This window comes from Pseudomonas sp. PDM16, from assembly GCF_014851865.1.
Lineage (GTDB): Bacteria > Pseudomonadota > Gammaproteobacteria > Pseudomonadales > Pseudomonadaceae > Aquipseudomonas.
On sequence record NZ_JACVAM010000005.1, the window covers coordinates 220,039 to 247,007 of the forward strand.

General features: G+C 61.6%; 20 protein-coding genes. All 20 read left to right on the top strand.

The window, feature by feature from the left end:
- Positions 1-35 precede the first annotated feature (35 nt).
- The 20 genes from clpP (at position 36) to IB234_RS18255 (ending at position 26,891) form a co-directional block, all read left to right on the top strand.
- Entirely contained in the window at positions 36-677 is a 642-nt protein-coding gene (clpP, locus tag IB234_RS18160; protein WP_192320517.1) for an ATP-dependent Clp endopeptidase proteolytic subunit ClpP, read from the top strand.
- Between the two features lie 108 nt (positions 678-785).
- Positions 786-2,066, top strand: coding sequence for an ATP-dependent Clp protease ATP-binding subunit ClpX (gene clpX / locus IB234_RS18165; RefSeq protein ID WP_192320519.1), 1,281 nt, complete (start codon positions 786-788; stop codon positions 2,064-2,066).
- A 147-nt stretch (positions 2,067-2,213) separates the two neighbouring features.
- Complete coding sequence (gene lon / locus IB234_RS18170; RefSeq protein ID WP_192320521.1) at positions 2,214-4,610, top strand: endopeptidase La; 2,397 nt, start codon at positions 2,214-2,216, stop codon at positions 4,608-4,610.
- A gap of 134 nt (positions 4,611-4,744) precedes the next feature.
- Positions 4,745-5,017 (top strand): nucleoid-associated protein HU-beta, encoded by a 273-nt coding sequence (hupB, locus tag IB234_RS18175; RefSeq protein WP_003087931.1) that lies wholly within the window; start codon positions 4,745-4,747, stop codon positions 5,015-5,017.
- A 175-nt stretch (positions 5,018-5,192) separates the two neighbouring features.
- Positions 5,193-7,049: a SurA N-terminal domain-containing protein gene (locus IB234_RS18180; RefSeq protein WP_192320523.1), complete on the top strand. Its 1,857-nt coding sequence runs from the start codon at positions 5,193-5,195 to the stop codon at positions 7,047-7,049.
- Positions 7,050-7,413: 364 nt separating this feature from the next.
- Positions 7,414-8,184: a glucose-1-phosphate cytidylyltransferase gene (gene rfbF / locus IB234_RS18185; RefSeq protein ID WP_192320525.1), complete on the top strand. Its 771-nt coding sequence runs from the start codon at positions 7,414-7,416 to the stop codon at positions 8,182-8,184.
- Positions 8,175-9,239 (top strand): CDP-glucose 4,6-dehydratase, encoded by a 1,065-nt coding sequence (gene rfbG, locus IB234_RS18190; RefSeq protein ID WP_192320527.1) that lies wholly within the window; start codon positions 8,175-8,177, stop codon positions 9,237-9,239. The genes rfbF and rfbG overlap by 10 nt, the downstream gene beginning before the upstream one ends.
- The gene (rfbH, locus tag IB234_RS18195; RefSeq protein ID WP_192320530.1) at positions 9,236-10,555 is read left to right on the top strand and encodes a lipopolysaccharide biosynthesis protein RfbH; all 1,320 of its coding nucleotides are present in this window, start codon (positions 9,236-9,238) and stop codon (positions 10,553-10,555) included. Before rfbG ends, rfbH begins: the two co-directional genes overlap by 4 nt.
- Positions 10,555-11,250 carry a sugar phosphate nucleotidyltransferase gene (locus IB234_RS18200; RefSeq protein ID WP_192320532.1) on the top strand — a complete coding sequence of 232 codons (696 nt, stop codon included), beginning with the start codon at positions 10,555-10,557 and terminating at the stop codon, positions 11,248-11,250. The genes rfbH and IB234_RS18200 overlap by 1 nt, the downstream gene beginning before the upstream one ends.
- On the top strand, positions 11,247-12,611 hold the full coding sequence (locus IB234_RS18205) for a CBS domain-containing protein (RefSeq protein ID WP_192320534.1): 1,365 nt from the start codon (positions 11,247-11,249) through the stop codon (positions 12,609-12,611). Before IB234_RS18200 ends, IB234_RS18205 begins: the two co-directional genes overlap by 4 nt.
- Entirely contained in the window at positions 12,608-14,503 is a 1,896-nt protein-coding gene (locus IB234_RS18210) for an N-acetylneuraminate synthase family protein (protein WP_192320536.1), read from the top strand. Before IB234_RS18205 ends, IB234_RS18210 begins: the two co-directional genes overlap by 4 nt.
- 10 nt (positions 14,504-14,513) lie before the next feature.
- Positions 14,514-15,713, top strand: a complete 1,200-nt coding sequence (locus IB234_RS18215) for an FkbM family methyltransferase (protein WP_192320539.1) — start codon at positions 14,514-14,516, stop codon at positions 15,711-15,713.
- Between the two features lie 8 nt (positions 15,714-15,721).
- On the top strand, positions 15,722-17,512 hold the full coding sequence (locus IB234_RS18220) for a thiamine pyrophosphate-binding protein (RefSeq protein WP_192320541.1): 1,791 nt from the start codon (positions 15,722-15,724) through the stop codon (positions 17,510-17,512).
- 1 nt (position 17,513) lies between these two features.
- Positions 17,514-18,401 (top strand): sugar phosphate isomerase/epimerase family protein, encoded by an 888-nt coding sequence (locus IB234_RS18225; RefSeq protein ID WP_192320543.1) that lies wholly within the window; start codon positions 17,514-17,516, stop codon positions 18,399-18,401.
- Complete coding sequence (locus IB234_RS18230) at positions 18,398-19,453, top strand: Gfo/Idh/MocA family protein (protein ID WP_192320545.1); 1,056 nt, start codon at positions 18,398-18,400, stop codon at positions 19,451-19,453. The genes IB234_RS18225 and IB234_RS18230 overlap by 4 nt, the downstream gene beginning before the upstream one ends.
- A complete protein-coding gene (locus IB234_RS18235; RefSeq protein ID WP_192320547.1) occupies positions 19,446-20,276 on the top strand; it encodes an SDR family oxidoreductase in 831 nt (276 codons plus the stop codon). The genes IB234_RS18230 and IB234_RS18235 overlap by 8 nt, the downstream gene beginning before the upstream one ends.
- On the top strand, positions 20,270-21,139 hold the full coding sequence (locus tag IB234_RS18240) for a class I SAM-dependent methyltransferase (protein WP_192320549.1): 870 nt from the start codon (positions 20,270-20,272) through the stop codon (positions 21,137-21,139). The genes IB234_RS18235 and IB234_RS18240 overlap by 7 nt, the downstream gene beginning before the upstream one ends.
- A gap of 1 nt (position 21,140) precedes the next feature.
- Positions 21,141-22,211: an NAD-dependent epimerase/dehydratase family protein gene (locus tag IB234_RS18245; RefSeq protein ID WP_192320552.1), complete on the top strand. Its 1,071-nt coding sequence runs from the start codon at positions 21,141-21,143 to the stop codon at positions 22,209-22,211.
- A gap of 16 nt (positions 22,212-22,227) precedes the next feature.
- Entirely contained in the window at positions 22,228-23,187 is a 960-nt protein-coding gene (locus tag IB234_RS18250) for an FkbM family methyltransferase (RefSeq protein ID WP_192320554.1), read from the top strand.
- 161 nt (positions 23,188-23,348) lie between these two features.
- Positions 23,349-26,891, top strand: a complete 3,543-nt coding sequence (locus tag IB234_RS18255) for a glycosyltransferase (protein WP_192320557.1) — start codon at positions 23,349-23,351, stop codon at positions 26,889-26,891.
- The last annotated feature ends 78 nt before the right edge of the window (positions 26,892-26,969 follow it).

Here is a 26,969-nt window from a genome sequence, read left to right on the forward strand (position 1 = left end):
TTAGAGACATGACTATTAGGGAGAGATCGCTAGACATGTCGCACAACTCTTTCATGAACACCATGCCTGATATCCAAGCTGCCGGTGGCCTCGTGCCTATGGTGATCGAGCAGTCTGCCCGTGGCGAGCGCGCCTACGATATCTACTCCCGCCTGCTGAAGGAGCGAGTGATCTTCCTGGTTGGCCAGGTCGAGGATTACATGGCCAACCTGGTCGTGGCTCAGTTGCTGTTCCTTGAGGCGGAGAACCCGGACAAGGACATCCACCTGTACATCAACTCGCCGGGTGGTTCGGTGACTGCCGGCATGTCGATCTACGACACCATGCAGTTCATCAAGCCCGACGTATCCACCATCTGCATCGGCCAGGCCTGCAGCATGGGTGCGTTGCTGCTGGCTGGCGGCGCCGCTGGCAAGCGCTACTGCCTGCCGCACTCGCGCATGATGATTCACCAGCCGCTGGGCGGTTTCCAGGGTCAGGCCTCGGATATCGAGATCCATGCCCGTGAAATCCTCACTATCCGCGAGCGTCTGAACAAGATTCTGGCTGACCACTGCAAGCAGCCGATTGATGTGATCGCCAAGGACACCGACCGCGACAACTTCATGAGCGGCGACGAAGCGGTCAAATATGGCCTCATCGACCAGGTGCTGAACAAGCGCCAGCTAGCCGTCTAATCGGCGTCATAGCGTAGCGGCCGGGTAAGCCCGGCCGTCCTGCAGGGTTGAAAATGCCCGCAATTGCCTTCATCTTGTGTTTCATGCCTACCGTATTGGATCGATCGAATGACTGACACCCGCAATGGCGAGGATAACGGCAAGCTTCTTTATTGCTCCTTCTGCGGCAAAAGCCAGCACGAAGTGCGCAAGCTGATCGCCGGCCCCTCTGTCTTTATCTGCGACGAGTGCGTCGACCTGTGTAACGACATCATCCGCGAGGAGGTGCAGGAAGCACAGGCCGAAAGCAGTGCTCACAAGCTGCCTGCACCCAAGGAAATCAGCGGAATCTTGGATCAGTATGTGATCGGTCAGGAGCGTGCCAAGAAGGTGCTCTCCGTCGCCGTGTATAACCACTATAAGCGTCTGAATCAGCGCGACAAGAAGGACGATGTTGAGCTGGGCAAGAGCAACATTCTGCTGATCGGCCCGACCGGCTCAGGCAAGACCTTGCTTGCCGAAACCCTGGCTCGCCTGCTGAATGTGCCGTTCACCATCGCCGACGCCACCACCCTGACCGAAGCCGGTTACGTGGGTGAGGATGTCGAGAACATCATTCAGAAGCTGCTGCAGAAGTGCGATTACGATGTAGAAAAGGCCCAGATGGGCATTGTCTACATCGACGAGATCGACAAGATCTCGCGCAAGTCGGACAACCCCTCCATCACTCGCGACGTATCGGGCGAGGGCGTGCAGCAGGCTCTGCTGAAACTGATCGAGGGCACCGTAGCCTCGGTTCCGCCGCAGGGTGGACGCAAGCATCCGCAGCAGGAGTTCCTGCAGGTTGATACTCGCAACATCCTGTTCATCTGCGGTGGTGCCTTTGCTGGTCTGGAGAAGGTCATTCAGTCCCGCTCAACCAAGGGCGGTATTGGTTTCAATGCCGAAGTGCGCAGCCAGGACCTGGGCAAGAAGGTCGGTGAAGCCTTGCGTGAAGTCGAGCCTGATGATCTGGTCAAGTTCGGCCTTATTCCGGAGTTCGTTGGTCGCTTGCCGGTCATTGCAACTCTCGACGAGCTGGACGAGGCGGCTCTGATGCAGATCCTCACCGAGCCGAAGAACGCTCTCACCAAGCAGTACGCCAAACTATTCGAAATGGAAGGCGTGGATCTGGAGTTCCGTGCCGACGCATTGAAGGCCGTAGCCCATCGCGCATTGGAGCGCAAGACTGGTGCTCGTGGTCTGCGCTCGATCCTGGAAGGTGTGCTGCTCGATACCATGTACGAAATCCCCTCGCAGAACGATGTGAGCAAGGTGGTGATCGACGAGAGTGTGATTGAGGGCGCCTCCAAGCCGCTGTTGATCTACGAGAACAGCGAGCCGCCAGCCAAGGCTGCGCCGGACGCCTGACGTCTGCAAGTCGTTGAAATAAAGGGCCCTGCGGGGCCCTTTGCTTTTCCGCCTTTCTTGCTTGTTTTTTCCCGGGGGCGGCCCCATCTTAGGGTCAAGGGTATTCCCGTCCGTTTACGGCCGAATGGCCGCCGTAGAGCTGAAATCATGAAAACAACCATCGAATTGCCTCTTCTGCCGCTGCGTGATGTCGTGGTTTATCCGCATATGGTCATCCCGCTGTTCGTCGGTCGTGAGAAGTCCATCGAGGCCCTGGAGGCCGCGATGTCCGGCGACAAGCAGATTCTCCTGCTGGCCCAGCGTAACCCGGCAGACGATGATCCTGGCGAGGACGCCCTGTATCGTATGGGTACCGTTGCCACCGTGCTGCAGCTGCTGAAGCTGCCGGATGGCACCGTGAAGGTGCTGGTAGAAGGCGAGCAGCGTGGCTCTATTCAGAAATTCAGCGAGATCGACGGTCACTGTCGCGCTGAAGTGCAGTTGCTCGATGAGACTGAGGTCGCCGAGCGCGAGTCGGAAGTTTTCACCCGCAGCCTGTTGGGGCAGTTCGAACAGTACGTGCAGCTGGGCAAGAAGGTGCCGGCCGAGGTGCTATCTTCGCTTAGCAGCATCGATGAGCCGGCGCGTTTGGTCGATACCATGGCCGCGCACATGGTGCTGAAGATCGAGCAGAAGCAGGAAATCCTCGAGATCACCAGTCTGGCCGAGCGTGTCGAGCATGTGCTGGCGCTGCTGGATGCGGAAATCGACCTGCTGCAGGTCGAGAAGCGTATTCGTGGTCGGGTCAAGAAGCAGATGGAGCGCAGCCAGCGCGAGTACTACCTGAATGAGCAGATGAAGGCCATTCAGAAGGAGCTGGGCGACATCGACGAAGGCCATAACGAGATCGACGAGCTGAAGAAGCGCATTGAGAACGCCGGTCTGACCAAGGAAGCTCACACCAAGGCCAATGCCGAGCTGAACAAGCTTAAGCAGATGTCGCCGATGTCGGCTGAGGCCACTGTGGTGCGCTCCTACATCGACTGGCTGACCAATGTGCCGTGGAAGGCCGAGAGCAAGGTGCGCCTGGATCTGGCCAGGGCCGAGGACATCCTTGAGGCTGATCATTTCGGCCTGGAGGAGGTGAAGGAGCGCATTCTCGAGTACCTCGCCGTGCAGAAGCGGGTCAAGAAGCTCAAAGGCCCGGTGCTGTGCCTGGTTGGTCCGCCCGGTGTAGGCAAGACGTCGTTGGCGGAGTCCATCGCTCGAGCGACCAATCGCAAGTTCGTGCGCATGGCCTTGGGCGGCGTACGTGACGAGGCCGAGATTCGTGGTCACCGCCGTACCTATATCGGCTCCATGCCGGGTCGCCTGATTCAGAAGCTCACCAAGGTTGGTGTGCGCAACCCGCTGTTCCTGCTCGACGAGATCGACAAGATGGGCAGCGACATGCGTGGCGATCCTGCGTCGGCGCTGCTGGAGGTGCTGGACCCGGAGCAGAACCACAACTTCAACGATCACTATCTAGAGGTCGATTACGATCTCTCCGATGTGATGTTTATCTGCACCGCCAACTCGATGAACATCCCAGGTCCATTGCTGGATCGCATGGAAGTCATTCGTCTGCCGGGCTACACCGAGGACGAGAAGGTGAACATCGCCATCAAGTACCTCACGCCCAAGCAGGTGCAGGCCAATGGCCTGAAGAAGGGCGAGCTGGAGTTCGAAGAGGCAGCGATCCGCGACATCATTCGATATTACACTCGCGAGGCCGGCGTACGCAGTCTGGAACGGCAGATTTCCAAGGTCTGTCGCAAGGTGGTCAAGGAGCACGCCAAAGAGAAGCGTATCAAGGTGGTGGTCACTTCCGATTCGCTTGAGCACTACATGGGCGTTCGCCGCTATCGTTTCGGTCTGGCTGAGCAGCAGGACCAGATCGGCCAAGTTACCGGCCTGGCCTGGACTCAGGTCGGCGGCGAGCTGCTGACCATCGAGACTGCCGTGGTGCCGGGCAAGGGGCAACTGATCAAGACGGGCTCGCTGGGGGATGTGATGGCTGAGTCCATGACCGCTGCTCTGACAGTGGTGCGCAGTCGGGCCAAGACTCTGGGGATTGCGCCGGACTTCCATGAGAAGCGAGACGTGCACATCCATATGCCGGAAGGGGCTACGCCGAAGGATGGCCCGAGTGCCGGTATCGGCTTGTGCACCGCTTTGGTCTCGGCCTTGACCCAGATACCAGTGCGTGCGGATGTGGCCATGACTGGCGAGATCACCCTGCGGGGGCAAGTGCTTGCTATTGGCGGGCTGAAAGAAAAGCTGCTGGCCGCACACCGGGGTGGAATCAAGACCGTAATCATCCCTGAAGAGAATGTTCGCGATCTCAAGGAAATTCCAGAGAATATTAAGCAGGACCTCGCGATTAAGCCGGTTAAATGGATTGACGAGGTCCTGCAAATTGCGCTGCAATACGCCCCGGAGCCCTTGCCCGATGCGGCTCCCGAGATGGTTGCAAAGGATGACACTCGCGAGACTGATTCCAAGGAGCGAATCAGCACGCATTAGCCTGAAGGCTTCCTTGACACTTTTTTCGAGCCCTTGTTATAAAGCGGCTCTTATGTGTCGGCAGGCCGTTCAGCACCCGCTTTGCTTACACCAAAATTAAGAAACAAACTCAACAGAAATAAGGGGACTTAAGAGTGAACAAGTCGGAACTGATTGATGCCATCGCCGCATCTGCTGATATCCCGAAAGCTGTTGCTGGCCGCGCGCTGGACGCAGTGATCGAATCCGTCACTGGCGCTCTGAAGGCTGGTGATTCCGTGGTGCTGGTTGGCTTCGGTACTTTTGCCGTTAAAGAGCGCGCTGCTCGCACTGGCCGTAACCCGCAGACTGGCAAGCCGATCAAGATCGCTGCCGCCAAGATTCCAGGCTTCAAGGCCGGCAAGGCTCTGAAAGACGCCGTCAACTAAGCGTCTCTCTGGGCTTTGCCCCGCTGCACTGGGTCAGCCCGGTGCGGCGCGGAGCGGAATCCCATCCGCTCCACCAGTTATGAGAAGGCGCATCCTCGGATGCGCCTTTCTTTTATCCAGATTCAACACCCGCGCTGCATAGCTGTTTGTTCAGTGCAGCCGTTTCGGGGGAAGCATGCTGCAGAACATCAGGGATAACTCCCAGGGCTGGATCGCCAAGACCATTATCGGCGTGATTGTCGTTCTCATGGCCTTGACCGGCTTTGATGCGATCATCCAGTCCACTAGCAACAGCCGTAACGCGGCGTCGGTCAATGGGGAAGATATCTCCCTCGATACCCTGAATTCGGCCATGGATATGCAGCGCCGCCAACTGGCCCAGCAATTCGGCAAGGACTTCGACGTTTCGTTGCTGGACGACGAGCTACTGCGCAAATCCGCGCTGGACAACCTGATCGGGCGCTCGCTCCTCATTCAGAGTGCCAAGGACGCGGGTATGGGGCTCTCCGATGCCTCGCTGGATCAGCTGATCCTGCAGACCCCGGCCTTCCAGATCAACGGCAAATTCGAGCCGACTCGCTTCGACCAAGTGCTGCAGCAGCAGGGCATGAGTCGTATGCAGTTCCGCGAGCGCCTTCGCGAGGACATGCTCGTTAGCCAGTTGCAGGCCACTATCGCGGGCAGCAATTTCGTTACCGAGCCGGAACTGCAAGCGTTCGTGAAAATGGACCGGCAGACCCGTGATTTCGCCACCCGCATCGTGGCGGCCAATCCCGAGGCTGTGCAGCTCTCCGATGATGAAATCAAGGCTTACTACGACGAGCACGCCGACCAGTTCATGAGCACCGAAAAGGTGGTGGTCGAGTATGTCGAGCTGAAGAAAGAGCGTTTCTTCGCAGAGGCCAAGGCCACTGACGCCGAGTTGCAGGAGCTGTATCAGAAAGAAATCGCCAACCTGGCAGAGCAGCGCCATGCCGCGCACATTCTGCTGGAGGTGAACGACAAACTGACTGACGAGCAGGCAAAGGCCAAGCTGGACGAGGTTGTCGCACGCATTGGCAAAGGTGAGGATTTCGCCGCTCTGGCTAAGGAGGTCTCTCAGGATCCTGGTTCTGCCAGTAACGGCGGTGATCTGGGCTTCGCGGGACCTGGTGTATACGATCCCGAGTTCGAGAAGGCCCTGTATGAGCTGAAGAAGGGTGAAGTCTCTGCTCCTGTACGCAGCGTATTCGGGTGGCATCTGATCAAGCTGCTGGACGTCCAGGCACCAGAGATTCCCAGCTTTGCCAGCTTGAAAGACAAGCTGGAGCGCGATCTCAAGACTCAGCAGGTAGAGCAGAGCTTCGTCGATGCCGCCAAGAAGCTGGAGGAAGCTAGCTTCGAGGCGTCGGATCTGTCTCAGCCAGCACAGGAGCTCGGCCTGCAGGTACAAATGAGCGGGGCCTTCGGTCGCGAGGGTGGTGAGGGCGTTGCGGCCAATCGTCAGGTCGTGCAGGCGGCCTTCAGTCCGGAAGTCCTGGAGGAGGGCGCCAACAGCGCCGCCATCGAGCTGGATCCAGACACTACTGTGGTTCTGCGGGTCAAGGAGCATCAGAAGTCCGCCCTGCTTCCTCTGGAGGAAGTTTCGGCCGGCATTCGCGAAAATCTGGCGCGCAAGAAGGCTGGTGAAGCAGCCAAGACGCAGGGTGAGGCTATCGTGGCTGGCCTGGGTAAAGGGGAGGAGTCCGTCAAGGACTGGAATGTGGTTCAGGCCGCGACTCGTAGCCAGGAAGGGGTTGAGCCGGAAGTGTTGCAGCAGCTGTTCCGCATGGCCAAACCCGCTGAGGATGGCAAGCCAACCTATGCCGGTGTGAACCTGAAGAATGGCGATTACGTGGTTCTGCGTCTGGATGGTATCGGCCAGACCAAGAGCGAGCTGACCGACGAGGAGAAAGCGAGCTATAGCCAGTTCCTGTCGTCGCGTACCGGGCAACAAGATTTTGCCGCCTACCGCCAACAGCTTCAGGAATCAGCCGACATCGAGCGCTTCTGAGCTACGTGACCCTATGACCGAGGCATCATTCCCCGATGCTTCGGTTCATTTCGATGGGTGCCTCGACACCGTGGGCGCCCGTTTTCATGTCTAGCCGCAATTGGCGAGACAGCTGCAATTCTTCCCATTCTCCTACTCCCGCCTCGCTTGGCGCCGTGTCCGGCTGCCGGCAGCAGGCTCTTTGCGCTACCTTTCTCGTGGAGCTCCTCGCACGACTATCGGCTACTGGCGGTCTAGCAGGGAAGGGCCGTATGCATAAGGAGGATGCAGAGACTACGTTTCAACTCTCATGCGGCATGGGTTTTGCTCTGCTTGAGAAAAGGTCAATAAATTGTCGGCCTCTGTGCGCGATCTGGGCGAATCTATGAAAACAGTTATTCTGGCCGGCGGGCTGGGCACTCGTATCAGTGAAGAGTCTCACCTGCGGCCCAAGCCGATGATCGAGATAGGCGGAAAGCCGATCATCTGGCACATCATGAAGATCTATTCGCACTTCGGTATCAACGACTTCGTGATTTGCCTCGGCTACAAGGGCTATGTGATCAAGGAATATTTCGCCAATTATTTCCTGCACATGTCCGATGTGACCTTCGACATGGCGGAAAACCGCATGCACATCCACAACCGACATGCCGAGCCGTGGCGGGTGACCCTGGTCGATACCGGAGAGAGCACTGCCACTGGCGGGCGGCTCAAACGCATTCGTGACTACGTCGGCGATGAGACTTTCTGTCTTACCTACGGCGACGGCGTTTCGGACATCGATATTCCTCAGTTGATCAACTTCCATCGTCAGCACGGCAAACTTGCAACAGTGACAGCCGTACAGCCGCCCGGTCGCTATGGTGCGCTGGACGTTCAGGGTGATCGGGTCCATGGGTTCCAAGAAAAGCCCCAGGGTGACGGCGGGTGGATCAATGGTGGTTTCTTCGTGCTGGAGCCCGGGGTGTTCGATTACATCGAAGGCGATGACACCACCTGGGAGTATGAGCCGATGCGCCGCCTGGCGGAGGAGGGGCAGTTGATGAGTCACCTGCACCGTGGCTTCTGGCAGCCGATGGACACCCTGCGTGACCGCACACTGCTAGAGGAACGCTGGAAAAGCGGCCAGGCGGAGTGGCGGCTATGGCAGTGACCCCCGCATTCTGGGCCGGTCGTCGCGTCTTCCTGACGGGGCATACCGGTTTCAAGGGCGGATGGCTGGCGCTCTGGCTGCGGGAGCTGGGGGCTGAGGTTCGGGGCTATGCCCTGCCTGCGAGTACGGTGCAGGCCGTGTGGGATGCCACTCGATTGCACGAGTTGATCCCGGGCGACCTGGCCGATATACGCGACTCAGCGCGCCTGGTGGATGCGGTTGTGGCCTTCCAGCCGGAGATCGTTCTGCACTTGGCTGCCCAGCCGCTTGTGCGCGAGTCCTATCGAACACCTGCCGATACCTATTCGGTCAATGTGATGGGAACGGTCAATCTGCTCGAGGCCGTTCGCCATTGTGGATCGGTGCGTGCGGTAGTGGTGGTGACCAGCGACAAATGCTACGAGAACCAGGAGTGGCTTTGGCCTTACCGTGAACACGATGCGCTGGGCGGACATGACCCCTACAGCAGTAGCAAGGCCTGTACCGAAGTGCTCTGCGCCTCTTGGCGTGACTCGTTCTTGCGGGAAGCGGGCGTAGCTCTGGCCACGGCTCGTGCCGGGAATGTGCTCGGTGGCGGAGATTGGTCCCCCGATCGACTGGTGCCGGACATACTGCGTGCTTGGCAGGCAGGCGACTCTCTGATCCTTCGTCACCCGCGGGCCGTACGCCCGTGGCAACACGTACTCGAACCACTTTATGGCTACCTCTGCCTGGCCCAGGCATTGGTGGAGCGCGGGGAGGATGTGGCCACGGCCTGGAACTTCGGTCCGAATGCGGATGATGTGGTTACCGTGGCCAAACTGGTGGAACAGATGGCTCGTCACTGGCCTGGCGAGGGTCGCTGGATGATCGATGAGGTCGAAGGGGTGCACGAGGCCGGACTGCTGTCGCTGGATGCCTCCAAGGCGCGACGGCATCTCGGCTGGCAGCCACGTTGGACGTTGGAGCAGGCGCTGAAACGGACCTTCGACTGGCACAAGGCTTGGCTAAACGGTAGTGATATGCGGGCGTTTACCTGCTCGCAGATCTTGGATTATCAGGAAGAGTTGGTATGACTGACCAGGCGGCGCAACTGCGCCAACAGATAGCCGACCTGGTCGGCCGGTACGCGGAGCTGCAGATGGCTCCTGCTCCGTTTGTTCCGGGGCAGGGAACTGTTCCCCCCTCAGGCAAGGTGCTGGGTGCGCCTGAGTTGCAGGCAATGACAGAGGCCGTGCTGGATGGCTGGCTGACCACCGGCCGCTTCAACGAGGCCTTCGAAAAGCGACTGGCCAAGTACCTCGGTCGTCGTTGCGTGCTCACGACCAACTCGGGATCGTCAGCCAACCTCCTGGCATTTTCCGCGCTGACTTCTTCCCGACTGGGCGATCGGGCCATCAAGCCCGGCGACGAAGTGATCGGAGTCGCTGCCGGCTTCCCTACCACGGTCAATCCAATCCTGCAGTTCGGTGCCGTGCCGGTATTCGTCGATGTGGAATTGCCAACCTACAACATCGATCCGCGCAAGATCGAGGCGGCCATCGGCCCCAAGACCAAAGCCATCATGCTGGCCCATACCCTGGGCAACCCATTCGACCTGGGCATGGTTCGGTCGCTTTGCGACAAGTACGGTCTGTGGCTGATCGAGGATTGCTGCGATGCGCTGGGCGCGACCTATCAGAACCAGATGGTTGGAACCTTTGGCGACATCGGCACGCTCAGCTTCTATCCCGCGCACCATATCACCATGGGGGAGGGGGGCGCCGTCTTCACCAACAGCCCGATGCTGAAGCGGATCATCGAGTCGTTCCGCGACTGGGGGCGCGACTGCTATTGCGCACCAGGAGAGGACAATACCTGTGGCAAGCGCTTCTGCTGGCAACTGGGGGAGCTGCCAGAGGGCTATGACCACAAGTACACGTATTCGCACCTGGGCTACAACCTGAAGATCACCGACATGCAGGCCGCCTGCGCTCTGGCTCAGATGGATCGCGTCGATGACTTCATCGCCGCGCGCAAGCGTAACTTCGCATGGCTCACCCAGCGCCTCGCCGGATGCAGCGATTTTCTCATCCTGCCTCAGGCTACGCCGAACAGCGATCCGTCCTGGTTCGGTTATCCGATGACTCTGCGCGACAGCAGCGGTATCCGTCGTGTCGAATTGTTGCGTTACCTCGACGCTCAAGGCGTTGGTACCCGCCTGCTGTTCGCCGGCAATCTGACTCGCCAGCCGTACATGCAGGGGCGTAACTTCCGGGTATCCGGCGAGCTGACGGTCACCGACAAGATAATGAACGATACCTTTTGGATAGGCGTATGGCCTGGCCTGGGAGAGGAACACCTGGAACATGTCGCGAGGTGCCTCGAATCCTTCTTCGGGTTGAGAGCCTGATGGACGCGTACATCCTCTGCGGAGGCTTCGGTACCCGTCTGCGCTCCGTGATCAGCGACTCGCAGAAGGCAGTGGCCGATATCCATGGCCGGCCTTTTCTGGCGCTGGTCCTGGCACAGTTGAGGGAGGCGGGCATTCGACGTGGCGTGCTTTGCGCACATTACCGCGCCGATCAGTTGGCCACGCTGCTGCCCGAACTGGAAGCCGGATCGGGCCTGATGCTGGAGCTGGTGGTCGAAGAAGCCCCGATGGGGACCGGAGGCGCGCTGCTGAACGCGTTGCGAGAAGTACCGCCGGAAGGACGCTACCTCGTCCTCAACGCCGATACTTTCCTCGAGTCCCGAGCCTATCAGCTGGCCATGCAGGCCGAAGGCGAGGTGCTGGTCGTGACATATGTCGATGATCGTGCGCGGTACGGAAGCGTGCGGCACTCCGCTGACGGCAAGGTGCTTGGCTTCGAGGAAAAGGGCCAGGTGGGTGGCGGATGGGTCAGTGCTGGCGTCTACGGCTTCGCGTCTGACGCTTTGGCTGCCGTAGCTGTCGAGCCCTGTTCGATGGAGGAAGATCTGCTGCCTGCCTTGATCCGGCAGCAGCGGCTGAGCATCTGCGAGTACATGGGCGCGTTCGTGGACATCGGTACGCCGGACTCGCTGGATGCGTTCAAGACTGATTTCACGGGGAGTGTCGGAAGATGAGCCTGCTGGTGAAGGAACTCTCCATCGACGTGCAGCAGACGATTCTCGATGCCATCGAATGCATCGAATCGGGAAATCTGCAGATCGCCTTTGTCGTGTCCGACGACAAGCGCCTGCAGGGCGTGGTCACCAACGGCGACGTACGGCGCTACCTGCTGCAGGGTGGGCTGACCGACCAACCGGTAACCGCCTGCATGAATCGCGAGTTTCGGGCCGTGGCGGTCGACACTCCGCGTGAGGATCTGCTGAAGGCCTTCGACCTCGGCTACAACGCTCTGCCTGGGCTGGACCCCGAAGGTCGCCTGGTGGAGGTGTTTACTCGGCAGATGGCTGCCAGCGCCGAGGCGCCGGTGCTGGCCCGTGCGAGGGCGCCCGTGCGGATGAGCTTCTGTGGCGGTGGCGCAGACCTCACTTACTTCTTCATCGATCATCCAGCAGCCGTGCTCAGCTGCACCGTAGGCCTGTATGCCCACGCCACCCTGGTGCCACGCGACGATGAGCAGATCCGAATCTTCTCCGAGGATCTGGGGCACGAGGAGCACTACGCCTCCATCGCCGAGCTGCTAGTCGCCGCCGACAAGAGCCTCCTGGCGACCATCGTTGCGGTGATAAAACCCAAGTACGGATTCGATCTGTACCTGCGGTCGGACTTTCCGGTGGGTTCAGGTCTGGGCGGCTCTTCTGCAGCGACGACTGCCACCATCGCCGCATTCAACGAGCTGCGCCAGGACCGCTGGAGCACCTACGAGATTGCCGAGCTGGCCTTCCAGGCGGAGCGCCTGTGTTTCGGCATTGCTGGAGGCTGGCAGGATCAGTACGCCTCGGCCTTTGGCGGCTTCAACCTGATCGAGTTCGAGAATCAGCGCAACCTGGTTCATCCGATCCGGCTGGAGGATGCGATTCGTAACGAACTGGAGTCCTGCCTGGTGCTCTGCGATACGGGGATTTCCCACGACTCGGGGCGTCTGCACGAATTGCAGCGTGAAGAGATCGAAGCCGAGTCGTCGCAGACCGAGCTGCTCAGCGCCAGCGTGGCCCTCTGCCGGCGCATGCACCGTTACCTGATTCGTGGCGAGTTACGGGACTTCGGTAGGTGCCTGGATGAGGCGTGGCAACTGAAGAAGCGCTTCTCCTCGGCCATCAGCCATGGCCGCCTCGACGACATCTACGAGGCGGCCCTGTCGGCCGGTGCACTCGGTGGCAAGCTGCTGGGCGCCGGAGGCGGTGGCTTCTTCCTCTTTTACGTACAGCCACAACATCGGCAACGGGTGGTACAGACGGTGCGCGAGTTGGGGTGCCACACCCAGAACTTCCGTTTCGAGTCCTGCGGTGTAACTTCATGGCGAATGAAAATCCAATGACCTCCTTTCTTCTAGACGGCATTCCAGTCGGCGGCGAGCGTGTCTTCGTCATCGCCGAAGCCGGCAATAACCATAATGGCTCTCTGGAGCTGGCCAGGCGGCTGGTGGATGCAGCCATCGAGGCCGGCGCCGACTGCGTGAAGTTCCAGCTGCGCAACCGTGAGGCACTGTACAGACGCAAGGCCGATGGCTCGCGAGCCGAGGATCTGGGGGTGGAGTACATCCAGGACCTGCTGGACAAGGTCGAGCTGAGCCTGGACGAGCATCGACAGGTGCGTGCCTATTGCGCCGAGCGAGGCATCAGCTACCTGTGTACGCCCTGGGACGAACCCAGTGTGGATGCGCTGGCAAGCTTCGATGTCGCGGCGCTGAAGATCGCTTCGGCCGACCTCTGCAATCCCTATCTGATTGCCAAGGCGGCCAGCCTCGGCAAGCCGTTGATTCTCTCCACCGGTATGTCTTTCGAACACGAGATCATGCGTGCCATCGAGCAGTTGAACGCGCTCGGAGTGCCGTTCGCCCTGCTGCATTGCAACAGCGCCTACCCGGCGCCCGAAGCCGATATTCAGCTCGGCTACCTGCGTCGGCTGCAGGAGCTGCACGGTCTGATCGGCTATTCGGGCCACGAGCGCGGCATCGCGATCACCCTGGGCGCGGTGGCGCTGGGGGCCAAGCTGGTGGAGCGCCACATTACCCTGGACCGAGGCATGGAGGGGCCAGACCATCTGGCCAGCCTGGAGCCACAGGAGTTCCGTCAGCTGGTGGACGGTATCCGGCAGCTGGAGCTGGCTCTGCCATGGCAGGGTCCCGGTCGTCATGCCAGCCAGGGCGAGCTGCTCAACCGGGAGAACCTCGGCAAGAGCGTCATCGCATCGCGCGACATCGCCCAAGGCACCGTTCTCGACGAGAGCATGCTGCGCGTGGCCAGCCCCGGTCAGGGGTTGCCTCCATATCGCCTGCCCGAACTATTGGGTAAGCCGGCGGGTCGTCACATCGCCCAGGGTGACTTTCTGTTCGACAGCGATCTCGACGAGCAGCAGTTGGCGACGGCGCTTTCTTTCGAGCTACCGATCCGCTGGGGTGTCCCGGTGCGCTATCACGATTTCCTCGACTACCGTCGGCGGATCGAGCCAGACCTGTACGAGTTCCACCTGTCGTACCGCGATCTGGGCCTCAAGCCACAGCCTTTCCTCGCCGAAGTGGACTGCTCGCGACTGGTCGTGCACGCCCCCGAGCTGTTCGAGAACAGCGAGCTGCTGGACCTGGCCTCGGATGACCCTTCGTACCGCCAGCGTTCCATCGATAATCTGCAGCGCGTGGTCGATGCCACGCTCCAGATCGGCGAGTTCTTCCCCGGGGCCGATGCCCGGCTGATCGTCGCCAACATCGGCGGCTTCTCGGCCGACGAGCCTCGACCGCTGGCGATGCGCCCGGCGCTGTACGAGCGTTTCCACGAAGCCTGTGCGCGTATCGACTTCGCCGGTACCGAGCTGATCCCGCAGAACATGGCGCCGTTCCCCTGGCACTTCGGTGGCCAGCGCCACCAGAACATCTTCATGATGCCCGAAGAGCTGGCGGCCCAGGCCCGGGAGCATGACCTGCGCCTGTGCCTCGACCTGTCGCATCTGCAGATGACCTGCTTCCACTTCAACCTGGATTTCCAGGCTGCGCTGGAGTTGCTGTTGCCCCACTCGGCGCACCTGCACGTGGCCGACGCCAAGGGCACCAATGGCGAAGGCGTGCTGATGGGGACCGGCGATATCGACTGGCCGGCCACCTGGGCGCGTATCAAGAAGCATCCCCATGTCAGCTTCATTCCGGAAGTCTGGCAGGGCCACAAGGACCATGGAGCCGGTTTCTGGTCGGCTTTGACCTACTTGCAATCACTATGAGGAAGCGGCCATGGAAACCATGGGCTTGAGTGCGCGACTGGACGCCTTGCTGAGCGAATCGCTGGAGTCGATAAGAGATCGTCAGGCGCATACCCTGGAGCGGTTGATCGGCGACCTGGATCGTCCATTTGTGCTTTTTGGCGCAAGCCACCTGGGGCGCAAGACCCAGTCGGTGCTCAAGCGGATGGGCTTCACGCCCGAGGCGTTCATCGACAACAACCCGGCGGCGTGGGGCACCCTGATCGACTCCATCCCGGTGATGAGCCCGGCGCAGCTGGCCGAGCGGAGCGGTGGCGCGCTGCCGTCCGTCATCTGCACGATCTGGAGTGGTCACATCACCGACCGCATGACGGATCGGCTCGCGCCGCTGAGGGCACTGGGGTTCGACCGCATCGCGCTGTTCGGCCATCTGGCCTGGCGCCATCCCGAGCATTTCCTGCCGCACTATTCCCTGGATCTGCCGGAAAAGGTGGTGGCCGAGGCCGATCAGGTCCGCCGCGCGTTTTCCCTGCTGGGCGACGACGCGTCGCGGCAGCTGTTCGTGGATCATGTCGAGTGGCGGCTGTCGCTCGACCATGATCTGTTGCCGCCTGCCTCGCCGCTGGAGATCTACTTCGACGGGCATTTCAGCAGTGATCGGGCCGACGAGGTGCTCTACGACATCGGCGCGTTCAATGGCGATTCGGTAGCGGATTATCTAGAGAGCGGTCGAGGCTATAGAGAAATCCATTCGTTCGAGCCTTCCCCGGCCAACTACGCCGATCTGCGGGAGAACCTCGAGAAGCTGGGGGGCGAGGCGCGAGGCCTTTACGCCTACCCGCTGGCAATCGGCGACAGCAACGGGGAAATCCTCATCGAGGACAGCAGTGGTGCTGCCAGCCGGGTAGGCCGTGGCAGCGAGCGCGTGCAGATCACCACCATCGATGATCTGAGTGCGCGAATAGCCCCCGCGACCTTCATCAAGATCGATATCGAAGGGTTCGAGCCTCAGTGCCTGGCAGGCGGGCGGCGACTGATCGCCGAGGAGCATCCGGCGATCGCGGTGTGCGTCTACCACGAGCAGAACCACCTGTGGAGCGTGCTGCTGCAGCTGCACGACTACTATCCCGACTACCACTTCACCCTCTGCCCGCACCTCGCCGAAGGCTGGGATCTGGTCCTGTACGCCGTACCTGCCGCCCGTCTTCCACAGCAGCCTATTGCCGAGTAAGCCACCCTATGCGCGTTGCTGACTACATCTTCGAGTTCATCGCCAATCAGGGCGTCGGCCATGTGTTCTTCCTGCCTGGCGGCGGTGCTATGCACCTCAATAACGCTCTGTATCGCCAGCCGCGCCTGACGGCCGTGAGCATGTTGCATGAGCAGGGTGCGGCGATTGCCGCAGAAGGCTATGCACGCACTTCCGGGCGCTTCGGCGCTTGTCTGGTCACATCGGGGCCGGGGGCTACCAATGCCATCACCGGTCTTGCCGGTGCCTGGTTCGAATCGACTCCTGCGCTGTTCATCTCCGGGCAGGTGAAGCGTGCCGACCTCAAGGGCAATACCGGGCTGCGTCAGCTCGGCACTCAGGAGCTGGACATCGTCAGCGTGGTAACCCCGCTGACCAAGTACGCCGTCTGCCTGCTCGATCCCCTGCGTGTGCGCTATGAGCTGGAGAAGGCCCTACATCTGATGCTCGGTGGACGCAAGGGGCCGGTCTGGCTTGATGTGCCACTGGATGTGCAGGCCACGGAGATCGACCCGTCGCAACTGCAGGGCTACGTGCCGGAGGCTCGCCAGCAGCAGGACCCTGTCGACCAGCAATCGCTGGCGCGACTGGTGCAACGCCTGCGAAGCGCACAGCGGCCGGTGCTGCTGGTCGGCAATGGCGTCCATGCGGCTGGCGCGGAGCAGCAGACCCGTGAGCTGATCGAGGCGCTCGGCATCCCTACCCAGACCACCTGGATCGGTGCGGACCTGCTGGAGTATGACCACCCTCTGTATGCAGGCCGTTGCGGCACAGTGGCTCAGCGCGGGGCCAACTTCACCGTGCAGAACGCCGATCTGGTGCTCGCCATCGGCTGCCGGATGGACTTCTCCATCACCGGCTTCGACCGCAGCCAGTTCGCCCGGGCGGCGGAGATCGTGGTAGTGGACATCGACCCGGCAGAGATCGCCAAGCTGGGCGACATGCCCGACGAGCGATTCGTGTGCGATGCCCGGCTTTTCGTCGAGCGGCTGCGCGAGGCCATGGGCACGGATCGGCTGGACTGCCAGGCGTGGCGCGAGCGTTGCGCGGCCTGGAAGGCGGCCTATCCGGTGGTCCTGCCCGAGTACCGCCAGGCCGGCGAATACGTCAACACCTATGTGTTCACCGAGGCGCTGTCGGAAGCGCTGGCCGAGGGGGATCAGATCATCCCCGGCAGTTCCGGGGCGGCGCTGGATACCTTCTGGCTGTCCGTGCGCCTCAAGCGCGGCCAGCGCGCGGTGGCGACTGGCGGACTGGGTTCGATGGGCTACGGCCTGCCGGCCTCCATCGGCGGCTGCCTGGGCAGCGGCAGCCGGCGAACCGTGTCGGTGGATGGCGATGGCGGCTTTGTCATGAACATACAGGAGCTCGAAGTGGTGCGCCGGCTGGGCCTGCCGATCAAGTACTTCGTGTTGAACAACAATGGCTATGCCTCGATCCGTGCGTCCCAGGGCGGGTACTTCAAGCAGACCATCGGCTGCGACCCCACCTCGGGCCTCACGTTGCCGAACATCCCGGCGTTGGCGGCGGCCTTTGGCCTGCCGGTTCTACGCATCGACGGCAAAAGCGACCTGAGGGCTGGCATCGAGGAGGCGCTGGCTGTCGAGGGACCGGTGGTGTGCGAGGTCATGGTCCAGCCCGACCAGGCCATCGGCCCGCGCGTCACCTCGAAGATCGGCCAGAACGGCGCGATGGTTTCCAGCCCGCTGGAGGATCTCTTCCCGTTCCTCGAGCGCGACGAGCTGCGCGCCAACATGCTTATCCCGCTGGTGGGAGAGTGACATGAGCGACTATCTGAATCGCTATGCCGACGCCGGCCTGTACACCATGCAGGGCCGCCTGGGCGCGCCGGAGGAAGGTCGCTTCCAGTCCTTCCCCCGTCAGGGATGGCGCCGCGAGATCGAGAGGGCGGCGCAGGCAGGCCTGCGCGGCATCGAGTGGATCTACGATCTCTACGGCGAGGGTGAAAATCCGCTCGAGACTGAAGCTGGCCGCGGTGAGCTACGCAACCTGCTGGCGAAACATGGCGTCGCGGTGGTTTCCATCTGCGCCGACTACTTCATGGACCGTCCGCTGCTGCGTTGCTCAGAGGTGGAGAATGCCGATCTGCTGCGGCGTATGGAGTGGCTATTGAGCATCTGCCCGGAGATGGGTGTGGGGCGCATCGTGTTGCCGTTCGTGGATGCGTCGAGCATCCGCAGCGATGACGAATTCGAGCAGGTGGTCGCCAATCTGAATCAGGTCCTGCCACATGCCGAGCGGCATGCCGTCGAGCTTCACCTGGAAACCGACCTCTCTCCCGAGGCATTTCGTGCGCTGTTGCTGCGCCTCGATCATCCCTTGGTGAAGGTCAACTACGACGCCGGCAACAGTGCCTCGCTCGGCTACCCGCCGGCGCAGGAGTTCGCCGCCTACGGCGAGCGCATCGGCAGCTTCCATATCAAGGACCGTCGCCATGGTGGCAGCACAGTGCCGCTCGGCCAGGGCGATACCGATTTCCGCAGCCTGCACGAGTTGCTGATTCAGTACGGATACGCGGGTGACTTCGTCCTCCAGGTGGCTCGCGGCGAGCCGGGTGACGAGACTGCCTGGCTTGCCGGCATGGCGCGCCTCGCCGAGGAATGGTTAAGAGGCAGGGCACTCTGCGACCAGAAGAGAGAGATATCTTGAAGATTCTGTTCTGTGGGCTCGGTGGCATCGGCCAGCGCCATCTGCGCAACCTGCGTCAGCTGCTCGGCGATGATCTTCAGGTGCACGCCTATCGGGTGCGTGGCCAGCGTATCAAGCTGCGCGACAATCTGACGATCGACGAGGGCGCCGACCTCGAGCGGGACTATCAGATCCAGGTTCACCATGATCTGGCGGCTGCCCTGGCGCAGCGGCCAGACGCCGTGTTCGTCTGCAACCCCAATGCACTGCATGTACCGGTGGCCCTCGAGTGCGTTCGCGCCGGCATTCCCGTGTTCATGGAAAAGCCCTTGGCCAGCGATCTGGATGGCTTGGCGGAGCTGGTGGCCGAGGTGAAGGCGCGCAATCTGCTGTTCCATGTTGGCTACAACTTCCGCTTTCACCCTGGCCTGCAGCGCCTCAAGGCGCTGGTCGAGACGGGTTTCTTCGGTCGCCTGCTCAGTGTGCGTTCGGAGATCGGCGAGTACCTGCCCAACTGGCATCGCTACGAGGACTACCGGCAGATGTACGCCGCACGCGCCGACCAGGGCGGTGGGGTGATCCTGTCGCAGATCCATGAAATGGACCTGATCTATTGGCTGTTTGGCTTGCCGCGCAGCATCGTCACCCATGGAGGCCAGCTCAGTGGCCTGGAAGTGGATGTCGAGGATACGGCGTCGTCGCTGATGCGCAGCGATGGCCCCGGTGGTGGTTTCCCCATCCTGCTGCACCAGGATTTTCTCCAGCGTCCTCCGGTCCGTACGCTGAAAATCGTCGGTGACGCCGGCTTTGCCGAGATAGACCTCCTGGCCAATCGTCTGCGTATCCATGATGCGGAAGGAGCGCTCTGCGAGCAGGATGATTTCCCGGGGTTCGTGCGTAACGACATGTTCCTGGCCCAGGCCAGGCATTTTCTCGACTGCCTCGCCCAGGGCTCTCGTCCGGTGGTCGATCTGCTGGATGGTGTGCAGAGCCTCCGCCTGGCGCTGGCAGCCTTGCGCTCGCTGCGCGAGGGGCGGGAAGTCTTGCTGAGCGAGGTGGACATCCATGGCTAGTACGGAAAGCCTGTTCCGGCTAGACGGGCGCGTGGCCGTCATCACTGGTGGCGCCGGCCTGCTCGGGTACCAGCATGCGGCGACGGTCGCCGGCCTCGGCGGCTTGCCGGTGCTGATCGATATCAACGCCGATGGGCTCGCCAGCAATGCTGCCAGGCTGGCTCGCGAAGTCGGTTGTGAGGCATTGGCGCTGGTGGCCGATATCACCGATCTGGACGCGGTGTCGAATGCCTTCGAACAGACCATGGCACGGTATGGGCAGGTCGATATCCTGATCAACAATGCCGCACGCAACCCCAAGGTGGAGAGTGCCGGCGACCGTGATTTTTCCCGGCTCGAGCATTTCCCCTGGGAGCAATGGAAGATGGACCTGGATGTGGGCCTGGGCGGCGCCTTCAACTGCGCCAAGGTCTTCGGTGTGCAGATGGCCCGGCAGGGCGCCGGCGTGATCGTCAATATCGCCTCCGACCTTGGCGTGATCGCTCCGGATCAGCGTCTCTACCGGGTAGAAGGGCGAGAGCCCGAGCAGCAGCCGGTCAAGCCGGTGACCTATTCGGTCGTCAAGCACGGGCTGGTCGGCCTGACCAAGTATCTGGCGACCTACTGGTGCGAGCAGGGGGTGCGTTGCAATGCGCTTTCTCCCGGTGGTGTCTATGCAGGGCAAAACGATGTCTTCGTGAGCAAGCTGACCCAGTTGATTCCACTCGGCCGCATGGCTGATGCCGACGAGTACCGGGGCGCGATCGCCTTCCTCTGCTCGGATGCTTCTTCATATATGAATGGTGCGAATCTGGTCGTCGACGGGGGACGCAGCACATGGTGAATCGCGAACTGATCGCCCGGCAGTGCATCTGCTGTGGCGGCGACCGCCTGGACAAGTCGTCCGCGGTGCTGATGCCTTTCGTCGCCCACCGGGTATTCGGCCACGAGCCGGTGGAGATCACCGAGGAGTGGGGCCTGCGCGATCTGCGTCGGGGCATGGCCTATACCCTGTGCAATTCGCTGCAGTGCCAGAATTGTGGCGCGTTGTTCCTCGACTACCGCTTCACCGACGAGCAGATGACGGCCCTCTATCGGAACTACCGCGACGAGGCCTACAACTCCGAGCGCATCAGCTACGAGCCGGGCTACACCGCGGTGGTCGCGCACTATGAGCAACGCGCGGACTACCTCGCGGAGGTCGAGGCCTGGTTAGCGCCGCACCTGCCCGAGGCTCCGGCTGTGCTCGACTGGGGTGGTGACACGGGCATCAACAGTCCATTCCTGAAACGCAACAGTCTTCTGCATATTCACGACATTTCCGGCGTAGACCTGTTGCAGGGCGCATGCCGGGTCGATGTCGAGCAGATAGGCGAGCAGAAGTACGATCTGGTGGCGTGCAGCCAGGTGCTCGAACATGTGCCGTCCCCGCTCGAGCTGGTCCGTCGAATGCTTCCTGCCATTGGCCCGCAGACGCTGCTCTACCTGGAGGTTCCGCATGAGGCCCTGGTACGAGAAAACCCGGGTAGCAAGGGCCTCGCGCCGTTGAAACGCCACTGGCACGAGCACGTCAATTTCTATAACGAAACGGCGTTGTGCCGGATGCTGGAGCGGCTCGGGCTTCAGGTGGTGGACAGTCTCCACCTCCCGGTAGACATCGGCTGGACCCGAAGCGAGGTGCTGGGCGTGCTGGCGAGGAGGGCCTGACATGGGGGTGACAATGGGCGAGCAGGTCATCAAGCGTCACTCCGTGATCACCGAGGACATGGAGACACTCTTTTCCCTGGGTGAGGATTGGCAGCGCTTCGCAGGCAAGCATGTGGTCATCGCGGGCTCTACAGGCTTTCTGGCTGCGTACCTGGTCGAGTTCTTCGCCTGGCTCAGCGAGCGCTGGCCGGAGTCTCCGGTCTACATCCACGCGCTAGCACGGCACCGGGAGAAGCTGGAACAGCGCTTTCCCCATCTCATGGGGAAGCACTGGTTCATTCCGCTGATCCAGGATGTGTGCGACCCCCTTCCTGGGCTGGTACGGGCCGACTACATCGTGCACGCGGCCAGTGCCGGAAGCCCCAAGTACTACCTGCGGGACCCGGTTGGCACGGCCAGGGCGAACGTGGTGGGCACTTTGAACCTGCTGGAATTGGCGAAGCGGACCGGGGGCCGTCTGCTGTTCATGAGCAGCGGCGCCGTCTATGGCAATGGCGACAGCAAGGAGTCTATTGGCGAGACCGACTTCGGCACGCTGGACCCGCTCGATCCTTCCGCCTGTTACGGCGAAGGCAAGCGCATGGGCGAGACGCTCTGCGCCGATTACCACCGGCAGTACGGGGTGGAGACGGTCATCTCTCGCATTTCGCACACCTATGGCCCCGGTGTTGCGCTGGACGATGGACGTTCGTTCGCCGATTTCGTGGCGGATGCTCTGGCCGGGCGCGATATCGTGCTGAACAGCGACGGAACCAGCAGCCGGCCGTTCTGCTACGTCTCGGATGCCGCTGCCGCATTTCTGATCCTGTTGCTGCGAGGCGAGGCGGGCAAGGCCTACAACGTCGGGATGGATCACGAAATGACCATCTTCGAACTCGCGGAGCTGGTCGCGAGCCTGTCCCCGCATTCCGGCATCCAGGTGAGACGCCCACCACCCAGTCCCGATCGACAAGCCGAGTTCCGCTCCAGCGGCCATTTCAACCTGGCCAGAATGGAGCAGCTGGGGTGGCGTCCCGGCATCATGCCCGAGGTGGGGTTCAAGAGAACGTTGCGCTACTTCATTCCTTCCTGAACAAAAGGTTTCCGCCATGAATGGCAATTCGCAGAACTACCTGCTTTCGGCAAGGCAAAAATTCCTCTCGGGCGAAACGTCCAAGCTCGAGTATGTGGAGGAGATCAATCACCGCCACGCGAGCCTTTTCGACTACCCGGCGTTCATGGCCAACACGGATGTGGGCGCCATTCAGATCACTGCGGACGGGGTGACCATCAGTTCCGTGGCGCATGGCATCTCGATGTTCGTCGACCCAGTGGACCTGCATGCCACGCCATACGCGCTGCTGGGGTTCGGGAGTTACGAAACCAGCGAGACTACATTCCTCAAGTCGGTTTTCCGTGACGGCGACGTGTTCTTCGACATCGGTGCCAATCTGGGCTGGTATTCGCTGGTTCTCGGCAAGCAATGCCCCGGTGCGAGCCTCTATGCCTTCGAGCCCATCCCCAGCACGGTGGCGGTGCTGGAGCGGAATGTCAGACTGAATCGGCTCGACAATGTCGAGGCCGTTCGCATGGGCATTTACAACAAGGAAGACGAGTTGAGCTTCATCTTCGTCGAGGACGTGTCCGGTGCGACTTCGCTGAAACTGGCCGGCCAGTCCAGGGGGCGTGCGCCGATCCAGGAAGTCAGGTGCAGGACCACGACGCTCGACGCCTTCTGTGCAAGCAGCGGCAAGGTGCCGACGCTGATCAAGGTCGATGTCGAGGGTGCGGAGCTGATGGTCTTCCAGGGAGGAGAGGCGACGCTGGCACATACTCCGATCATCCTCGTGGAGCTGCTGCGAAAGTGGTCTCGCGAGTTCGGATATCATCCCAACGACGTGTTCGATTCACTGGCTCGGTACGGTTACAAGGCGTGGATGTTCTCCGAAGAGGCCTCCGATGCCTTGATACCCTGCCCAGAGGTTACCGAGGAAACGGTCCAGACCAACTTCGTTTTCATGCATCCTCAGAAGCATGCCGATGTCATCCGGCGCTGGGAGGCAAGTTGAGGGCCGCCCGTCTTTCCTCTGGGCGATTCCGCTAGGGGCTTCGGTCCGCAGCGTCTGCGCGAGCGGTTCATTTCATTGATTGGTCACAAGAGGCCTGCCAGGACCGGGTGTCACGCGAGATACGACGCTGACAGGGTTCGGTAAGGCCCGAGGTACAGGCTATGCGTAAACTCCTTTCCACGCGCCCGCAGCCGTATTACATCTACGCGCCCAATTATCGACGCAGTTCGTCCGGTATCCGGGTGATGCACATGCTGTGCGATGCGCTCATCCGCTCGGGGTACGAGGCCTACGTGACGGCCAGGGTGCTCAGCGACGAGTTCATGACGCCGCTGCTGACGGAGGAGGTCGTCGACGCGCACCGCGCCCAGGGCCTCGAGCCTATCGTCGTGTACCCGGAGGTGATTGACGGCAACCCGCTGAAAGGCGGCGTGGTCGTGCGCTACATCCTGAACCGGCCGGGCTTCATCGAAGGCAGCGGTACCTTCGGCGAAGACGACATCCTGTATGCCTATTCGCGGGATCTGCTGATGCCCGGCATCTCGGAAGACCGGGTGATGCTCCTGCCGCCGTTCGATCTGGGCGTGTTCCGCTTGCCGGACGATCCGGGCAAGCGAGTGCCCGGCAAGGTGTGCTACTACCGGGGGCGGCGTGGAGAGCTGCACATCGATCCGGCGCTGCTGCCCCCAGATGCGGTGGAGATCACCCCCCACTGGCCGTCCTCCTGGGAGGAGATGGCCGATCTCTTCCAGCAATGCGAGATATTCTATTGCGGCGGCTCCTCCGCCCTCGGGACGGAGGCGGTGCTCTGCGGATGCCTCTGCGTGGTGATCGTCGAGGAAGGGGCGCCCAGGATCGGCGTGTATGAGACGCAGAGCCATGGAGCGGCCTGGGGTACCGCGCCGGAGGAGCTGGAGCGCGCGCGCCGGACCCTGCCCCTGGTGCGTGACAACTGGCTGAGGCTGGAGAACGAATTCTGGCCGGCGCTCGATCATTTCGTCGAGGTAACCCAGGAGGCCGCCCGGGAACGTCGCGGCAACGCTGGCAGGTACCAGCTACAGAGTTGGCTGGCGGAACGTATCCCTACCAAGAGCCAGAGTACGCTGATCAGCCAGCGCCTCGAGCAGCAGGCGGGCCCCAGCTTCGGGCTGTTGGTCATCGATGAGGAAGGCTCCACGGATCGCCTGATGGCGACCATCAAGAGCCTCAGCCTGGAGCAGAGCCTCTATGCCTCGACCCGCATCCTCGCTTTCACGGCTGCCGAGGTACCGAAGACTTCGGTAGAGGACAAGCTGCACTTCATCCGTATCGAGCCAGGCAATCTCGTGGGGCAGATCAACACGGCGGTAGCCGCCTCGGCATTCGACTGGCTGATGCTGGTGGAGGCGGGGGAGGAATTCACGCCAAGCGGGTTGATGATGGCTGCGCTCGAGCTGATGGATGCGCCGGATTGTCGTGCGGTTTACGGCGATGAGCTGCAGCGCATCGGCAAGGGCAATCTGGGTGCTGCGCTACGCCCAGCCTTCAACCTCGACATGCTGCTCAGTTTCCCGGCCGCGATGGCTCGCCATTGGTTGTTCCGGCGGGATCTGTTCCTGGCAATCGGTGGCTTCGATGCAGCTTCCGATGGTGCGTTGGAGCTGGATTTGCTGCTACGGCTGATCGAGCAGGACGGCATCGTCGGACTGGGTCATGTGCCCGAGCCGCTGCTCACCTGCGATGCACCGCGTCTGCAGGATGCTCCTGCCGAGCAGGCAGCCATCCAGCGCCATCTGCAAGCCCGTGGCTATATAGACGCACATGTCGGGTCGGCGATGCCGGGTCGCTATCTCATCGACTACGGCCATCCGCAACAGGCATCGGTTTCCATCGTGCTCGCCGTGCCCGATCACCTCGAGGCGCTGCAGCGCTGCGTGGACAGCCTGTTGGAAAAGACCCGCTATGGTCACTACGAGCTGCTGATCGTCGACACTGCCGATACGACTGCCGATGGCAAGGCCTGGCTAGCGGGTGTGGAGGCGCTCGGGGATGACAAGGTGCGTGTGCTGCGCTACCCGCATTCCTATAACGCATCGGCGGTTGCCAACCTTGGCGCCGCAGCGGCGCGTGGCGAATATCTGCTGTTGCTCGACAGCGATACGGTGGTCGTGCGCGAGGACTGGTTGGAGCATCTTCTCAACCATGCTCAGAGACCTGAGGTCGGTGTGGTCGGCGGGCGATTGCTCCATCCCGATGGCAAGGTCCATGGTGCCGGCCTGATTCTGGGGCTGAACGGCCCGGCGTCGCCGGCGTTTGCCAACGAGCCGATGGACGCCGCCGGCTATATGCAGCGCCTGCAGCTCGATCAGGACTTCAGCGCGGTATCCGGGGCCTGCCTGATGATCCGTCGGTCGCTGTTCGACGAAGTAGGCGGCATGGACGAGACGGCGTTCCAGACTGCTTTCCATGACGTCGATCTGTGCCTAAAGGTACGCGAGGCAGGGTACCTGACCGTCTGGACCCCGCATGCCGTACTCATAGGCGAGGGGGGGCGCAACAGCCCGCAGCTTCTGGAAGAGCGTCGCAAACGCGAGACAATGGAACAGGACGCGCTGTATGCCCGCTGGTTGCCGCAGCTGGCAAACGATCCTGCGTACAACCGGTGTCTGTCGCTCAATGGCAAGGGCTTCGAGCTGGAGATGGACACCAACCTGAGCTGGCGTCCGTTGTCCTGGCGCCCATTGCCCGTGGTGCTGGCCCACCAGGCCGACCCGTGGGGGTGTGGCAACTACCGGGTCATCAAGCCCTTCGCTGCCATGAAAGAGAAGGGCATGGTCGATGGCATGCTGTCCGAGGGCCTGCTCCAGGTCGTGGACCTGGAGCGCTACAGCCCGGACACCATCGTGCTGCAGCGGCAGATCGGCGACGGACGCCTGGAGGCCATGCGCCGGATCAAGGCGTTCTCGCGGGCGTTCAAGGTCTATGAACTGGATGATTACCTGCCCAACTTGCCCATGAAGAGCGTGCATCGCGAGCATATGCCCAAGGACATCCTCAAGTCGCTGCGGCGTGGCCTGGGCTTCGTTGATCGCTTCGTGGTGTCGACCCAGCCGCTGGCCGAGGCCTTCGCTGGTCTGCACGACGACATCCGAGTGGTAGAGAACCGCCTGCCGCTCGACTGGTGGGGGGGGCTGCATGGCGCTCGTCGGCGTGGACAGAAGCCCAGGGTGGGGTGGGCCGGTGGCGCCAGCCATACCGGTGATCTGGAGCTGCTGCTGGATGTGGTGCGGGAGCTGGCGGGTGAGGTGGAGTGGGTCTTCTTCGGTATGTGCCCGGAAAAGTTGCGTCCCTTCGTCAAGGAAGTCCATGCCGGTGTCGATATAGATCGTTACCCGGCGGCTCTGGCGGCTCTCAACCTGGATCTTGCCATTGCCCCGGTCGAACAGAATCTGTTCAACGAGTGCAAGAGCAACCTGCGCTTGCTCGAGTACGGGGCTTGCGGTTTCCCCGTGGTATGCAGCGATCTGGTCTGTTATCAGGGGGATTTGCCCGTCACGAGGGTGAAGAACCGCTTCCGGGATTGGGTCGATGCCATTCGCATGCACATCAATGATCTGGATGCGGCGGCGGCGGCGGGGGACGAGCTACGCCGGCAGGTCATGAAACACTGGATGCTGAGCGGTGAAAACCTGGAGCAATGGCGCACAGCCTGGCTACCGGACTGATTACAGGAGGTATCCGGCGAGGCAAGGGCCTCGCCGGTGTTGCGTCAAATTTCTGTGTCCGATTTTTTGTCAGTGCTA

Excerpts from the sequence above, each read along its gene's own strand:
- IB234_RS18250 (WP_192320554.1), top strand. The coding sequence starts at position 22,228 with ATGAATGGCAATTCGCAGAACTACCTGCTTTCGGCAAGGCAAAAATTC.
- clpP (WP_192320517.1), top strand. The coding sequence starts at position 36 with ATGTCGCACAACTCTTTCATGAACACCATGCCTGATATCCAAGCTGCC.
- IB234_RS18200 (WP_192320532.1), top strand. The coding sequence starts at position 10,555 with ATGGACGCGTACATCCTCTGCGGAGGCTTCGGTACCCGTCTGCGCTCC.
- IB234_RS18245 (WP_192320552.1), top strand. The coding sequence starts at position 21,141 with ATGGGGGTGACAATGGGCGAGCAGGTCATCAAGCGTCACTCCGTGATC.
- rfbF (WP_192320525.1), top strand. The coding sequence starts at position 7,414 with ATGAAAACAGTTATTCTGGCCGGCGGGCTGGGCACTCGTATCAGTGAA.
- rfbG (WP_192320527.1), top strand. The coding sequence starts at position 8,175 with ATGGCAGTGACCCCCGCATTCTGGGCCGGTCGTCGCGTCTTCCTGACG.
- IB234_RS18180 (WP_192320523.1), top strand. The coding sequence starts at position 5,193 with ATGCTGCAGAACATCAGGGATAACTCCCAGGGCTGGATCGCCAAGACC.
- lon (WP_192320521.1), top strand. The coding sequence starts at position 2,214 with ATGAAAACAACCATCGAATTGCCTCTTCTGCCGCTGCGTGATGTCGTG.
- IB234_RS18210 (WP_192320536.1), top strand. The coding sequence starts at position 12,608 with ATGACCTCCTTTCTTCTAGACGGCATTCCAGTCGGCGGCGAGCGTGTC.
- IB234_RS18220 (WP_192320541.1), top strand. The coding sequence starts at position 15,722 with ATGCGCGTTGCTGACTACATCTTCGAGTTCATCGCCAATCAGGGCGTC.
- IB234_RS18215 (WP_192320539.1), top strand. The coding sequence starts at position 14,514 with ATGGAAACCATGGGCTTGAGTGCGCGACTGGACGCCTTGCTGAGCGAA.
- clpX (WP_192320519.1), top strand. The coding sequence starts at position 786 with ATGACTGACACCCGCAATGGCGAGGATAACGGCAAGCTTCTTTATTGC.
- IB234_RS18255 (WP_192320557.1), top strand. The coding sequence starts at position 23,349 with ATGCGTAAACTCCTTTCCACGCGCCCGCAGCCGTATTACATCTACGCG.
- IB234_RS18235 (WP_192320547.1), top strand. The coding sequence starts at position 19,446 with ATGGCTAGTACGGAAAGCCTGTTCCGGCTAGACGGGCGCGTGGCCGTC.
- IB234_RS18240 (WP_192320549.1), top strand. The coding sequence starts at position 20,270 with ATGGTGAATCGCGAACTGATCGCCCGGCAGTGCATCTGCTGTGGCGGC.
- IB234_RS18225 (WP_192320543.1), top strand. The coding sequence starts at position 17,514 with ATGAGCGACTATCTGAATCGCTATGCCGACGCCGGCCTGTACACCATG.
- IB234_RS18205 (WP_192320534.1), top strand. The coding sequence starts at position 11,247 with ATGAGCCTGCTGGTGAAGGAACTCTCCATCGACGTGCAGCAGACGATT.
- rfbH (WP_192320530.1), top strand. The coding sequence starts at position 9,236 with ATGACTGACCAGGCGGCGCAACTGCGCCAACAGATAGCCGACCTGGTC.